Origin of the sequence: Streptomyces sp. NPDC001401 (genome assembly GCF_042895385.1) — a bacterium.
Lineage (GTDB): Bacteria > Actinomycetota > Actinomycetes > Streptomycetales > Streptomycetaceae > Streptomyces.
This window is the reverse complement of sequence record NZ_JBIAWI010000003.1, coordinates 668098-682331: the sequence shown is the minus strand read 5'-3', so window position 1 is coordinate 682331 and position 14234 is coordinate 668098. Positions and strand designations below refer to the sequence as shown.

At 68.1% G+C, this 14234-nt stretch carries 10 protein-coding genes; 5 read left to right on the top strand and 5 right to left on the bottom strand.

From position 1 onward, the window contains the following. Positions 1-25: 25 nt before the first annotated feature. Positions 26-2692, bottom strand: a complete 2667-nt coding sequence (locus tag ACFY10_RS15030; RefSeq protein ID WP_390665505.1) for a cellulose binding domain-containing protein — start codon at positions 2690-2692, stop codon at positions 26-28. A 238-nt stretch (positions 2693-2930) separates the two neighbouring features. Beyond that, positions 2931-5846 (bottom strand): glycoside hydrolase family 48 protein, encoded by a 2916-nt coding sequence (locus ACFY10_RS15025; protein WP_390665504.1) that lies wholly within the window; start codon positions 5844-5846, stop codon positions 2931-2933. A gap of 341 nt (positions 5847-6187) precedes the next feature. On the opposite strand from ACFY10_RS15025, the gene ACFY10_RS15020 reads away from it, so the two are divergent. Together ACFY10_RS15020 and ACFY10_RS15015 are read left to right on the top strand one after the other, a co-directional pair. Then, positions 6188-7594, top strand: coding sequence for a cellulase family glycosylhydrolase (locus ACFY10_RS15020; RefSeq protein WP_390665503.1), 1407 nt, complete (start codon positions 6188-6190; stop codon positions 7592-7594). Between the two features lie 30 nt (positions 7595-7624). Next, positions 7625-9340 carry a glycoside hydrolase family 6 protein gene (locus ACFY10_RS15015; RefSeq protein WP_390665502.1) on the top strand — a complete coding sequence of 572 codons (1716 nt, stop codon included), beginning with the start codon at positions 7625-7627 and terminating at the stop codon, positions 9338-9340. Positions 9341-9455: 115 nt separating this feature from the next. On the opposite strand, the gene ACFY10_RS15010 is transcribed toward ACFY10_RS15015, so the two are convergent. After that, a complete protein-coding gene (locus tag ACFY10_RS15010; RefSeq protein WP_390665582.1) occupies positions 9456-10226 on the bottom strand; it encodes a phytanoyl-CoA dioxygenase family protein in 771 nt (256 codons plus the stop codon). 136 nt (positions 10227-10362) lie between these two features. Here ACFY10_RS15010 and ACFY10_RS15005 point away from each other — a divergent pair, with 136 nt between their 5' ends. Further along, a complete protein-coding gene (locus tag ACFY10_RS15005; RefSeq protein ID WP_390665581.1) occupies positions 10363-11262 on the top strand; it encodes a class I SAM-dependent methyltransferase in 900 nt (299 codons plus the stop codon). A 67-nt stretch (positions 11263-11329) separates the two neighbouring features. Here the strand turns inward: ACFY10_RS15005 and ACFY10_RS15000 are convergent, their stop codons facing one another. Then, positions 11330-12025 (bottom strand): glycoside hydrolase family 75 protein, encoded by a 696-nt coding sequence (locus tag ACFY10_RS15000; protein WP_390665501.1) that lies wholly within the window; start codon positions 12023-12025, stop codon positions 11330-11332. 204 nt (positions 12026-12229) lie between these two features. Here ACFY10_RS15000 and ACFY10_RS14995 point away from each other — a divergent pair, with 204 nt between their 5' ends. Continuing rightward, positions 12230-12841 (top strand): hypothetical protein, encoded by a 612-nt coding sequence (locus ACFY10_RS14995; protein WP_390665500.1) that lies wholly within the window; start codon positions 12230-12232, stop codon positions 12839-12841. A gap of 93 nt (positions 12842-12934) precedes the next feature. On the opposite strand, the gene ACFY10_RS14990 is transcribed toward ACFY10_RS14995, so the two are convergent. Continuing rightward, entirely contained in the window at positions 12935-13771 is an 837-nt protein-coding gene (locus ACFY10_RS14990; RefSeq protein WP_390665499.1) for an aldo/keto reductase, read from the bottom strand. 300 nt (positions 13772-14071) lie between these two features. Between ACFY10_RS14990 and ACFY10_RS14985 the strand changes: the two genes are divergently transcribed. Further along, the gene (locus tag ACFY10_RS14985) at positions 14072-14221 is read left to right on the top strand and encodes a pyrroloquinoline quinone precursor peptide PqqA (RefSeq protein WP_390665498.1); all 150 of its coding nucleotides are present in this window, start codon (positions 14072-14074) and stop codon (positions 14219-14221) included. Positions 14222-14234: the final 13 nt, after the last annotated feature.

The window sequence follows — 14234 nt, the reverse complement described above, 5'->3', positions numbered from 1 at the left end:
CACTCGCGGCAACCGTTCGGCCCAGTCAGGCGACCGTGCAGGTCCGGTCACCCAGCTTGAACGAGGCCGGTTGGGTGTTCGCCCCTGACCAGCTCCCCGTGAAGCCGAAGTCCACGGACGAACCGGCCGCCACCGTGCCGTTCCAGCTCACGTTCTTCGCCGTCACCGCCGTGCCCGACTGGGTGTAGTCGGCGTTCCACAGCTGGGTGACCTTCTGGCCGTCCGCGAAGGTCCAGCCGAGTGACCAGCTGCTCCAGGCGGTCGAGCCCGTATTGGTGAGCTGTACGTCGGCCTGGAAGCCGCCCGACCACTGGTTGGTGACCTTGTAGGTGACCGTGCAGGCACCGTTCGGCGTCGGGTCCGTGCCGCCGCCGCCGCCGTTGCCGCCACCTCCGCCAGTGTCGGAGGTGTCGCCGTAGACGACACCCCGGCCGTTGGTGGAGACGTACACCCGTCCGTAGACACGCGGGTCACCGGTGATCGCCCCGCCCGTCCAGCCCCACTGGTGGGCGTCGTCGTTGATGCGGGTCCAGGTCGCTCCCTTGTCGGTCGAGCGGAAGATGCCGCGTACGCCGCCGATCTTCGCGCTGGTGTAGAGGGTCTGGTAGGAGGCCCCCGTCGCCGCCTTGCCGAAGCCGATGGTGTCGGCCTGCTCGACGCCGGACAGCTTGGTGAAGCTCGCCCCGCTGTCGGTGGAGTGCCACAGGCCGTACGCTCCGTCGGAAGCGCCGCCCGCGAGCCAGACGTCACCCTTCGCGCCGGGCAGCGCCTTGAAGCGCACGCTGTCGCCGCCGGGGAGGCCGGTGGCCGAGGACGCGGTGAAGGTCGCGCCGCCGTCCGAACTGACGTAGAACTTCCCGGACTTGAAGCCGTAGAAGGTCTTCGCGTCGACGCGGTCGGCCTCGACCGTCGCGCCCGCCGGGATACCGCTCGACGCGGACCAGGAAGTCCCGAAGCCGGTCGTGTACTGCACGCCGGTGCCCGCCGGGCTCCACACGAACCGGCTGCCGTCCGAGGCCGCGGCCACCGTCCCGCCGCCCGACACACCCGAAGGGTCCGTCCCCGCGAACCAGTTGGCCCCGTTGTCCGTCGAGAACGCGATGTGCGGACCCGAGTCGAGGTTGCCGACCCGCACGACCGTGTTCGGGTCGGCCTCCGCGAAGTCCAGACCGGTCGTCGTGGTGAAGGTAGGCGAGGTGAACATCATCGAGGGGACCTTGGTCAGGTCCGTGTGCCGGAAGCCGCCGATGTCACCGAGGGCGCTGAACAGCTGGGCGCCGCCCGACGGGGGAGCGGCGAGGTCGTTGACGGCCGTCTCCTCCAGCCCCTGCACCATGGGCTTGACGGTGAACTGGCCTCCGCTGTCCCACTTGGTGAGGTCCTCGCTGCCGTAGAGCGTCGCCCCCGTCCCGTACATCATGCGGTCCGAGTTGAACGGGTCGATCTCCAGCGACTCCGTCATCCAGCCCAGTTTCGGGGCCTGTTCGGGCGGGGACGGGTTCGCGCCGAAGGTCAGCCAGGGAGAGGACGAGACGTCCATCGTGTAGCGGTTCGAGCGGTTGGGGTACGAGGTGTAGTCCCACGCCTTCGTCCAGCTGCCGCCGCTGTCCGTGGACCGGAAGATCTGCGTGTCCGGCCACCAGGAGCTGTAGGCGGTGGTCATGACCGTGCCGGGGTGCTGTCGGTCGACGGTCAGGCCGCTGAAGCCGTAGTACGTGTCGGCCTCCGTAACCGGGCTGATGTTCGTCCAGGTGCCGGTCGCCGTCGCATACCGCCACAGCTGCCCCTTGCCGCCGTCGTACGGGCCGCCCTTGTCGCTGTAGGCGAGGTAGAGGTAGCCGTTCTTGGCGTCGAGCACGCTCTGGTGGGCGAGGTAGCCGGTCGGTTGCCCGGCCAGGCGCGTCCAGGTGGCCCCCGCGTCCGTGGACCGATACACCGGGTTGTCCTTGTCGGCGACCCCGACGTAGATGGTCTTCGTGGCGCTCCCCGAGGTGCCGGTGGACTCGTCGAAGGTGACCCAGACGATCCCCTGGTTGTCGCTCGCGTACCCGCTCGTGTCGCTTGAATCCTGAACGTAGTTACCGGCGTTGGGGAAGTTCGTCACCTGCGACCAGGTCACGCCGGAGTCCGTCGACCGCCACAGCCCCTTGCCGCTCGGCGCACCCAGATACAGCACGCTGTCCTTGTTCGGGTCGATCGCGAGCCGCTCGCCCATGCCCCGCCCCGGCATGTTGCCGCCGAGCTTGAAGGGGAGATCCGCCTTCTGCCAGCCGGCGCCGCGGTCGGAGGACCGCAGCACGGCACCGTTCGTCGGGTCCCAGCTGTTGGTGTACGTCCCTACGGCCGCGTACACCTTGTTCGGATCCACGGAGTCGGAGGCCAGACTGACGACACCGGTGTGCCCCCACTCGTCCCAGCCGACCGAGTCCAGCAGCGGCGTCCAGGTCTTCGTCGCCTCCTGCCAGCGATAGGCGCCGCCGATGTCGGTGCGGGCGTAGGCCAGATTCTTCTCGCTCCGGTTGAAGACGATCCCGGGAACGAATCCACCGCCGTCGATCCGGGCGTTCTTCCAGGTGTACGTGTCCGCGGCGAGCGCGACCTTGGGTGCGCCCGCGGCGAGCGCGGGCGGACTGCCCACGAGCAGGCCGGCCGCGAGGGCCAGCACAGCCGTGAGAATGCGGGTTCTTCGCACGGTGGGGTCCTTCCTCGAGGGAAACGCGCGAGCACCGGGCGGCCCCCAGTGCGGGTGGGGACCGCCCGGCGGTCGGCCCCGACGTCAGGTGCCGGGACCTACGTACGCAGAGCCATCAAGCGGTTCCGAGGAGCCGGGCGGTGCGGTAGCGCCCCTTCAGGGGCGCGGGGAACTGCGCGAGCAACGACAACGGACCCGCAGCCAAACACCGCCCGACCCGCGGAGCGCTTCGCGGGGACTATTCGAGAAGCTCCGCATACGAGCCCATGGCCAAGGCAATGTCCGCCTGAGCCCAGAACCGGTGATACGTGAAGGACGGCGCCGCCCCACCCGCCAGATAGCTCTGGATCTTCGACCAGGCCGGATCGTTCTTGTAGAACGATCGCAGCGAGGCAAAGGTGGACGACGAGTTGATCACGTCACCGTTCGGCATCTTGCCGCTCCACCCGCTCGGGACGTACACACTGTCGCCGAAGCGGTTGTAGTCGGCGCGGGTCTCCGGCACGGCGATGCCCAGGCTGTCCTGGTAGTTGTTCCACATGCCGTCGAGGAGTGCCTTCGCCGTCGACTTGGCCGTCGAGTCACCGGACTTGGCGCCGTAGTACGTCAGCGTCTTGGCGAATGCGGCCGCCACTCCGACGTCGTTCGTGTAGTCGGCGACGGTGACGTGAAGTCCGCTGTTGGAGCCGGGACTTGAGGCGTTCCAGGTGTCGGGCTGCCCCGACCACTGGAGTGTCGACGGGATCAGATAGGTGCCGTCCGGGTTGATGGTGGTCTTGGACAGCGCCCACTTGACCCACTTGTCGAGGATCGCCTTGGCGGTCGTGTTCCCCGTCTGCTGGTAGTACTCGGCGACCCGCTCCATCGACCACGCCTGGAAGCCGAACCACTGGTTGGACGGCGGGTCGTGGTAGACGGGCTGCTGGTCGTAGTACATGCCGTAGAAGGTGGAGGTCCCGGACGGCGGGGTGGCGTAGCGCCCCGCCCAGCTGTTCGTGGCACCGCCCGCGATGGCGCCCTCGTTGGACTGCAGCCAGCGGTAGAACTCCAGCTGCCGGGTGAGGGAGGTGCCCCAATCCGCCGCTCCCGTCGAGGACTTGGGCTTCAGGTCGGTGTACGAGCTGAGCGCGTACGCGGCCAGCGGGTTCTGGTAGCCGCCGTGTACGTGGCTCGAGCCGATCCGCCAGGCCCAGCCCGCGTTGGTGTCTGTCGCGCCGCCCCATGCGTAGTACCAGGACAGCAGATAGGACGAGGCGTCCTTGCCGGTGCCGGCCGCACACGTGGACGGCCCGACGCAGTTGCCGATCTTCTTGAAGTACTTGTCGTACATCGAGTAGCGCAGGTAGTCGCCCATCTTCGCGGCCTTGCCGACGGTCGCGGAGACGTCACTGCCCTTGCCCTGCTGCTTCGCCCACACGTCGGCCCAGTACGCGGCCTGCACCGCACGTGCGTCGGCGTCCGGGGCGTCCGTGTACTTCCACTGCTTGGCGTAGGACGAGTCACCGGTGAACAGGTCCAAGTACCCGTTCGTTCCACCGTACTTGAAGGCGTCGCAGGTCGGCTGTGGCACCGTCTCCCACACCGACTCCTGCGCGCCGCGCTGGAAGGTGTTGATGTACGACGGTCCGGTGGCCGTCGGTCCGGCCTCGCACTTGCCGGGCTCGTTGCCGTACCCGTAGACGTTGTCGACGTCCTGCAGCCAGTGCATGCCGTACACGTCGTCCGTGCCGTAGGCGCTCTTGAGCTCCGAAGCGATCGGATCGGACCCGACCGGGACCGACGTGTCGAGCTTCGCCGGGTACTCGTTCGGGGTGTCCAGCTCGGGCGCGTACGTCGCCGGCTTCGAGGCGTTGTAGAAGGAGTTGGTCGGCTGGTCGGCGTGGGCCGGGATCATGTACTTCTCCATGAGAGCCCAGGCGCCGTTGAACTTGGACCAGTCACCGGTGACCTTGCCGTACATCGCCTGCAGCCAGAGAAGGTAGCTGTAGGCCTCCGACGTGGTCTCATGGCCCTGGTCCGGGGCCTCGACGATCAGCGTCTCGACCGAGTGGTAGGGGATGCCCTCGGGTGAGAAGTAGCCGTTCGCCGGGTTGGTGATCTTGCCGTAGAGGTCCAGGAAGCGGGCGTCGTACGCCTTCGAGGCCGCCAGCTCGGTGACGGTGACCGCCGCCTTGGTGAAGCCCGTCGCCGTCGACTCGAAGGAGGCCGCGCCGGTCCCGGAGGAGTCGGCCGTGATGGTCACCGTCTGGGCCGTGCTCCAGTTGGACGGTGTGAAGGTGAGCGAGGCGCCGCCTGTCACCGACAGCCCGGAGTTGCCGCTCGCGCGGGCCGTCGTCACGGTCACGTTCGCCGAAGGCTGGGTGGACAGCTTCACCGCGTACGTGCCCGTCTTGCCCTGCTGGACGCCCAGTTGGGTTGGCGAGGCCACCACGGCGGGACCCGATGCGACCGTGATGCCGACGGGCGTCGACTCCGCGGACGCGCCCAGGCTGTCGTAGGCCTTCGCCACCAGCGAATGACTGCCCACGGTCAAACCGGAGGATGAGAGCGTGTAGGGCGCGCTGGTGTCCGTGCCCAGCAGGGTGGTGTCGTCGTAGAACTCGACCTTGCTGATCGTCGCGTTGTCGGCCGCGGCGGCGGTGGCCGCGAGCGGGACCGCGTCGCCCTGTGTGTAGACCGCGCCCGCGGTGGGGCTGGTCAGCACGGTGACCGGCGGCTGGTGGGCGCCGGCGCAGGTGGTGCCGTTGATCGCGAAGCCGGTGGGGGAGGCGTTGGTGCCGCTGTAGGTGAACTGCGCGCCGGTGGAGACCGCGGCGCCCGCGGCGATCTTCGCGTTGTAGCCGGCGTCCTTCACGGTGATCGCCGTGCCGGACTGCGACCAGGTACCGTTCCAGCCGTTCGTGAGCTTCTGGTTGCCGCTGTAGGCGTAGGTCAGGGTCCAGCCGTCGATGGCGTCCGTGCCGCGGTTGGTGAGGGTCAGGTCCGCGGTGAAGCCGGAGCCCCAGTCGTTCGTCTTGTAGTCGACGCTGCACTGAAGTGCCGCCGCATGGGCGGGAGTTGTGCCCGTGCCGAGCATGGTGAACGGGAGCGCGAGGGCCGCCACGACGGCGGTCCACAGTCGCCGCGTCCTACGGCGTCTGCGTCTTGGTTCCATGGTGCTGGTTCCTCCTTGCGGCTCGAGCGAAGGTGGGGGAGGAGCAACAAGCCTTGAACCAGTGGGAGCGCTCCCATAGTGGGGACGGGGGTGAGGGCGGTCAAGGTGCTTGAAGAGTCGAAAAGATTCGACGGGTTTTAGTTGAGGGAAAGTCAGCGAAACTCTGTGACTCCCCTGTCCTTTGCTGTCACTTGGCGCTAGCTTCGTTGACACCAGTGGGAGCGATTCCATCAGTCGACGCGTCCGTCACGACGCGCCTGAGCTGCAAGGAGTCGCTCATGCGACACCCCCCGCGTTCAGTACTTTTAGTTGTCGCCGGGGCGGTCGGCCTTGTCGGGGCCATGACCGTGCCGGTCTTCACGGCACAGGGAGCCGCGCCCGCCTGCTCGGTGGAGTACTCGGTCACCAGCCAGTGGGACACGGGCTTCCAGGGTGCCGTGAGGATCACCAACAACACGGCGGCCGTGAGCAGTTGGAGCATCAGCTTCGACTTCGGAGACGGCCAGAAGGTCAGTCAGGGCTGGAACGCCAAATGGTCCCAGTCCGGTACGACGGTGACCGCGGCCAACGAGAGCTACAACGGCTCGCTCGCCACCGGCGCGAGCGTCAGCGCCGGGTTCCTCGCGTCCTGGTCGGGGACCAATGCCGTACCGACGTCGTTCAAGCTCAACGGGACCACGTGCAACGTCGATTCGGAGCCGTCACCGACGCCGACCGAGCCGCCCGCCAGTAGTACGGCACCCGCCCTGCATGTCTCCGGGAACAAGCTCGTGGACGCCGACGGCAGGAACCGCCGGCTGCTCGGCGTCAACCGTTCCGGCGGCGAGTTCATGTGCGTGCAGGGCTACGGCATCTGGGACGGCCCGGTCGACGACACCGCGGTCAAGGCGATCGCCGACTGGAAGGCGAACGCCGTCCGCATCCCGCTCAACGAGGAGTGCTGGCTGGGCCTTTCCGACATCAAGCCCGAGTACGCGGGCGCCAACTACATAGCCGCCGTCAAGGACTTGGTGGCCAAGGTGGAGGCGCACGGCATGACGCCGATCGTCGAACTGCACTGGACCTACGGCCAGTACACCGGCAACTCGGCGGGCTGCTCCGACGTGCACGCCACCTGCCAGAAGCCGATGCCCGACATGCAGTACACGCCCTCGTTCTGGTCGTCGGTGGCCAGCACCTTCAAGGCCGACCCGGCGGTCGTGTTCGACCTGTTCAACGAGCCGTATCCGGACCGGGCGACCTCCACCTCCACCCAGGCGTGGCAGTGCTGGAAGGACGGCGGCAGTTGCCCCGGCATCGGCTACGAGGTCGCCGGGATGCAGGACATGGTCGACGCGGTACGCGGCACCGGCGCCAAGAACGTCGTCATGGCCGGCGGTCTGGCGTACTCCAACGACCTCGGCCAGTGGCTGACGTACAGGCCCACCGACCCGACGGGCAATCTCGTCGCCGCCTACCACGTCTACAACTTCAACACCTGCGCGAGCGAGAGCTGCTGGAACTCCACCCTCGCGCCGGTGGCGGCCCAAGTGCCGCTGGTGGCCGGGGAGATCGGCGAGAACACCTGCTCGCACTCCTTCGTCGACCAGGTCATGAAGTGGTTCGACGACCGGGGCCTGTCCTACCTCGGCTGGACCTGGAACACCTGGGACTGCTCCTCCGGCCCCTCGCTCATCTCCAACTACGACGGAACCCCCACGTCGTACGGCATCGGGCTGCGCGATCACCTGCGCGCCATCAACCCGTAATTCCCGCATCGGAGAAGGAAACCCGCACTCATGAGTCGTACCAGAACAGCGATACTCGCCGCCCTGGCGCTGGTCGCCTCGGCCGCCGGGACCGCGACCGCCGTCGTCCCCTCGGACGTCGCAGCGGCCGCCGTCCCCTGCACCGTCGACTACAAGGTGCAGAACGACTGGGGCTCCGGCTTCACCGCCGCCGTGACAGTCACCAACAACAGTGCTGCGAAAAGCAGTTGGTCGGTGAAGTGGTCGTACGCCGGAAACCAGAAGGTCACCAACTACTGGAACACCAAGCTCACCCAGAGCGGGACCGCCGTCACCGCCGGCAACGAGACGTACAACGGGAGCCTGGCGACCGGCGGTTCGGTCAGCTTCGGATTCCAGGCCTCCTACAGCGGCACCAATGCGATTCCGGCCGCGTTCACGCTCGACGGTGTGACCTGCAACGTCGATGACGGGAGCAGCGGTGGCGGCGGTGGGGGCGGCGGTGGCGGTACGGGCAGTCGCGTCGACAACCCGTACACCGGCGCCAAGGTGTATGTGAACCCCGAGTGGTCGGCGCATGCCGCCGCCGAGCCGGGCGGCAGCCGCGTCTCCAACCAGCCCACCGGCGTCTGGCTCGACCGTATCGCCGCGATCAACGGCGTGAACGGCGGGATGGGCCTGCGCGACCACCTCGACGCTGCCCTGCAGCAGAAGGGCAGCGGCGAGGAGGTCGTCCAGCTGGTGATCTACGACCTTCCCGGACGTGACTGCTCGGCCCTCGCCTCCAACGGCGAGCTCGGCCCGACGGAGATCGACAAGTACAAGACGCAGTTCATCGACCCGATCGCGGCGATCCTCGCCGACAGCAAGTACAGCTCGCTACGGATCGTCACCACCGTCGAGCTCGACTCGCTGCCCAACCTGGTCACCAACACCGGCAGCCGGGCCACCGCCACGGCCGCGTGCGACACCATGCTCGCCAACGGCAACTACGTGAAGGGCGTCGGCTACGCGTTGGCCAAGCTCGGCGCGATCCCCAACGTCTACAACTACATCGACGCCGGCCACCATGGCTGGCTCGGCTGGGACGACAACTTCGCGCCCTCGGCCAACGTGCTCAAGCAGGCGGCGACCAGTGAGGGCGCGACCGTCGACGACGTGCAGGGCTTCATCACCAACACGGCGAACTACAGCGCCCTGAAGGAGAACAACTTCACCATCAACGACACGGTGAACGGCACGTCCGTGCGCCAGTCCAAGTGGGTCGACTGGAACCGCTACGTCGACGAGCTGTCGTACGCCCAGGCCTTCCGCAACGAGCTGGTCTCGGTCGGTTTCAACTCCGGCATCGGCATGCTGATCGACACCTCCCGCAACGGCTGGGGCGGCACCGCCCGTCCCACCGGTCCGGGTGCCACCACCAGCGTGGACACCTACGTCGACGGCGGCCGCTACGACCGTCGTATCCACGTCGGCAACTGGTGCAACCAGTCCGGGGCCGGTCTCGGTGAGCGTCCGCAGGCCAGCCCGGCGACCGGGATCGACGCGTATGTGTGGATGAAGCCGCCGGGCGAATCCGACGGCTCGAGCTCTGCCATCCCGAACGACGAGAACAAGGGCTTCGACCGCATGTGCGACCCGACGTACACGGGCAACGCCCGCAACGGCAACAGCATGTCGGGCGCGCTGCCGAACGCTCCGCTGTCCGGGCACTGGTTCTCTGCGCAGTTCCAGCAGCTGATGCAGAATGCGTATCCGCCGCTCTAGGCTCCGCCGGTTGCGCTGAGATCTAAAACTGCCGGCCGTTTGTGGCTGGTCGCGCCCACGCGGCGGTAGCCGCAAATAGATACAGCCCCGCGCCCCTAAAAGAGGGGCGCGGGGGTCAGCCCTGGTTGGTCAGGGCCCGGCGGATTGCGAACTCCACCGCTGAGTAGTCGCCGTCCGGGCGGTTCAGTTCGTAGGGGACTGCCGGCATCAGGGGTGGCTGGGCCATGAAGCGGGGGCGGGTGCCGTGGTGGGGCTGGGCCGCGTGGACCAGGAACGGGTGGCATAGGTAGACGTCGCCGGGGCGGCCGGTGGCGTGCGCGAGTGGGCGGTGCGCGGAGGCTGCCGCGACCTTCGGGCCGAGCTCCATGAAGGAGGCGCCCTCGTCGCCGTACGGCTCCAGCACCGCAGGAACGTCGAGATGCGAGCCGACCCGGATGCGGGTCGGGGCGTCGGCCTCGGTGACCTCGCTGAACAGGAAGAGCATCAGCAGGGCGCGCTCGCGTGAGCGCAGGTTCGTATGCCACAGCGTGGCGCCCTCGGGGAGGTAGCTTCCCTCTATGTGCCAGCCCGCGTCGTCCGGTTCCTCCTCGTGCGGGAACCGCAGCGGGAAGGTGCCCAGTCCGTAGCGCGGCTGCCAGCGGCCCTCGCCCACCAGCAGGTCGAACGCCTCATGCAGGGCGGGGGAGTTGGCGGCCGCGGCGAACGGTCCCTGCCCCATGCCGGGTACCCAGACCACCGGGTCCTTCCAGGTGCCGGGGTCGTCGGGGTCGTAACCCGTCTCCTTCCACAGCAGCCGTGCGCAGTCCTCGGCGACCCGCGGCGGGAACGCCCCCTCGATCTTCACGAAGCCGTCCGTGAGGAAGCTCTCCACCAGTTCGCTGTCCATGGGGCCATCGTGGGTGACCCGGTCGGCGGCGCGCACCTGATTTTTGCCGCCGGTTTTTGCCATGACGGCAACAGTGCTGGCCCTCTCGCGGTGCGTCGTCGCACGCTGGCCGCACCCGGACGAGAGGCTGACCACCATGGCGCACGGACACCACCACGGACACCAGGACCACGGCCACGGACACCACGACCACACCGACATCGACTGGGCCGAGATGGCCCCGCTGCTGGAATCGCAGGCGGAGCTGTTCACGTCGCTGTACGAGCGGGCCATGTCCTGGCTGACCGACAAGCAGACCGAACCGGGGCTGATCGTCGACGCGGGCAGCGGGCCCGGCGTGGTCGCCTGTCTGCTCGCCGAGGCCTTTCCGGGGGCCCGGGTCGTCGCGGTCGACGGCTCGGAGCCGCTGCTGGAGCGGGCCCGTGCCCGGGCCGACCGCCTGGGTGTCGGCGATCGCTTCGGTACGCTCGCCGGTGAACTGCCCGGCGTACTGGACGAGTTGGACTACCCCGCCGATCTGCTGTGGGCCAGCCGCAGCCTGCACCACATCGGCGACCAGCGGGCCGCCCTCGCCGCCTTCGCCGCGCGGCTCGCACCTGGCGGCACACTCGCGATCATGGAGGGTGGTCTGCCCGCGCGTTTTCTGCCGCGCGACATCGGGATCGGCCGTCCCGGTCTGCAGGCGCGCCTCGATGTGCTGGAGGAGGAGTGGTTCGCCGAGATGCGGTCGAGCCTGCCCGGTGCGGTCGCCGAGGCCGAGGACTGGCCGGCGCTGATGGCCGCCGCGGGCCTGCGGCCCACCGGCACCCGCACCTTCCTGCTCGACCTGCCCGCCCCGGCCAAGGACCGCGCCCGCGCCTACGTCGCCGCCTCCCTCTCCCGCCTTCGCGACGCCCTCGGCGACCATCTCGACGCCACCGACCGCGCCACCCTGGACCGGCTGCTCGACCCCGACGACAAGGCGAGCGTCCATCACCGCCCGGACGTGTTCGTACTGGCGGCACACACGGTGCACACGGCTGTCCACGGGATGTGAGGGGCAGTCCAACTGGCCGCTGTCAAAGGCCAGTTGGGCTGTTCTGGAGCATGTTTCCCCCGGATCCTCAGTTGTTCTGCAGGAACTTCTTCGCCAGCTGATCCCCCAGCGAGACCGCCGCGCTGTGGCTCTCGATGGGGGATACCTGCGAGTTCTTGAACAGGATGTAGGTCACGCCGGAGTCGGTGCCGCCGGTCTCGGGGTTGGAATCGATGCCGAGGGCCTGGGCGGTGGCGTACGAGGCCTCGCCGATGATCTTCGTGGGGCCGGTGTCGCCGACGACGGCGTACTCGACCTTGTTGTTGTAGATCACGGCGACCACGCCGCCGCCCTTGATGCCGGCGCCGGAGTAGTTCCAGATGCTGCTGGAGCTGGGCACGACGACGTACGGCAGTGAATCGGCCTTGAGCGGCTTGCCGTTGGACTGGTGGAACGCCGTGTCGTCCTGGTACCAGGGGTCGGTGTTCTCGTTGCACTTCGAGGTGCGCTGTCCGTCGCAGTCGATGTCCATGTCGGCCTTCCAGAACACGGCACCGTTCTTGCCGCACACCGGGATCGTGGCCGAGGTCTCGTCGTCGGTCTTGTACTTGCCGTTGGAGATCTGGGAACAGGACGTCACCTTGGCGAGCAGGTCGGCCGCGCTGACCGAGCCCTCCCGGGTGGACGCCGGTCCTGCCGTGCCGGAGGCGTTCGCAGGGAGCACTCCGGCGGCGAGCAGTGCGGCCCCGGAGGCCGCGGCGAGGGTCAGTGTTCGTATGCGCACTGTGGGGGACCCTTCTGTTAGGAAAGTTTCCTTACTCGGGTGCCGTACAAGGTGGCCCCCTCTGCATGCTCCCGTCAACCCCTTGGTCTGGACTTCCGCGCTACGACGGCGTATACGGCCCTGATTGCAGCGGTTTGCCCGGAGGAGAAGACTGGAGAGACGGAATAGCCAGATATGCGCCCGACTTCTGGGAGGCGAGGCGTCATGTTCGTTCGCACGGTGTATGCGACCGGGGATCCGGCGAAGGTCGACACGGCCATCAGGGCACTGAACTCACAGGGGCGGGATCTGCTGGAGGAGCGTCCGGGCTACCGCGGGGCCGGCATCTTCGTGGACCGGGAACTCGGCAAGCTGCTGGCCGTGAGCTGGTGGGAGTCCGAGGAGGCCCGGCGCAACAGCGACGAGGTCATGCGCGAGCGGCGCGGCGCGCTGCTGGAACCGTTCGCAGCGACGACCGCGGTCGAGAACTACGAGGCGGTGGTCGTCCACCAGGTACGGCAGCCGGAGGCGGGCGGCGGACTGCGGCTCACCAGGCTGGAGTTCGACCCGATGGACGCGGATCTGCTCACCGAGACCTTCCGCGCGTCGGTGGTGCCCAGGCTCGAGACCCTGTCCGGGCTGGCCAGGACGTCCCTGCTCGTCGACCGGGAGCGCGGACGCGGTCTGGTCGGCGCGCTGTTCACGGACCACGGCTCCCTCGTCGCGTCCCGCGGGCCCCAGGCGGCGGCCCGGCACGAGGGTGTGGCCAAGGCGCATGTGACCGTGATCGGACTGGAGGAGTTCGAGGTCGTCTATGCGGAAGTGCGGGGCGACTGACGCGTCCCGTACGGGAGTTGGCCGGACTGCGGCTCCGGGCAGACGTCGGCCCCCGCTGTCCGGCGGGGGCCGACGTGGGTACCGGGGCGGCCGTCAGGCCATGTTGAACGTCGACGGGTCCGGCCCCAGGCGCCGGTCCTCGTTGAGCGCGCTGATCGCCGCAAGGTCCTCGGTGTCCAGACTGAAGTCGAAGACCTCGATGTTCTCCTTGATCCGGGACGGCGTCACGGACTTGGGGATCACGACGTTGCCCAGCTGCAGATGCCAGCGCAGCACGACCTGGGCCGGGGTGCGGCCGTGCTTCTGGGCGATGGCGACGATCGCCGGGACCTCCAGCAGGCCCTTGCCCGAACCGAGCGGCGACCAGGCCTCGGTGGCGATGCCCTGCTCCGCGTGGTATTCGCGGGCCGCGTGCTGCTGCAGGTGCGGGTGCAGCTCGATCTGGTCGACCGCCGGGATGACCGACGTCTCGGCGATCAGCCGCTGAAGGTGGTCGGGCTCGAAGTTGGAGACGCCGATCGCCCGGATACGGCCGTCGGCGTGCAGCTTCTCGAACGCCTTGTACGAGTCGACGTACTTGTCCCGGGCCGGGGTCGGCCAGTGGATCAGGTACAGGTCGACGTACTCCACGCCGAGCTTGTCCAGCGACGCGTCGAAGGCGCGCAGCGTGGAGTCGTAGCCCTGGTCGCGGTTCCAGAGCTTGGTGGTGAGGAAGATGTCCTCGCGGGGGATGCCGGAGGCGGCGATCGCCTTGCCGGTGCCCGCCTCGTTGCCGTAGATCGCCGCTGTGTCGATGCTGCGGTACCCGGCCTCCAACGCGGTGGCGACAGCCTGCTCCGCCTCGTCGTCCGGCACCTGCCAGACGCCGAAGCCCAGCTGGGGCATCTCGACGCCGTTGTTGAGGATGATCGGGGGGACCTTGCTGCTCACGAGCTCTTGATCCTTACGGTTGTCGTCAGGTGGCACTCCTATCGTCAACGATCACGGGCGGTCATGCATTCCTGACGGGATAATCCGTCCGAACTGACCGATGAGTCAGTTGATGGATCCGGGGATTGTCCGGAAATGCATCCGACGTCTTCGGTCCGGACCATTGACGGCGGCCCTTCCTCCCGCAACTCTGGATCGCGCCACCGAACGAGTTCATGAACTCGGTGCATGCATGTGAACACCTAGCGCCTGTCTGGGCCTCCCCTACCCCCCACCCCTCAGGAAAGCAGGTACAGCCGCATGAACGAGACGGTCCAGCACGCCCTCCGGACGGAACAGCCCCTCCAGGAGACGCGTGAGACATCCGATGAAAACGTCTGGCAAAGCCCTGGCTATGCGGTGGTGGAGACCGCTCTCGAAGTGACCGCCTACGCCCTCGGCGACCGCTGACCGGCCGCACGGC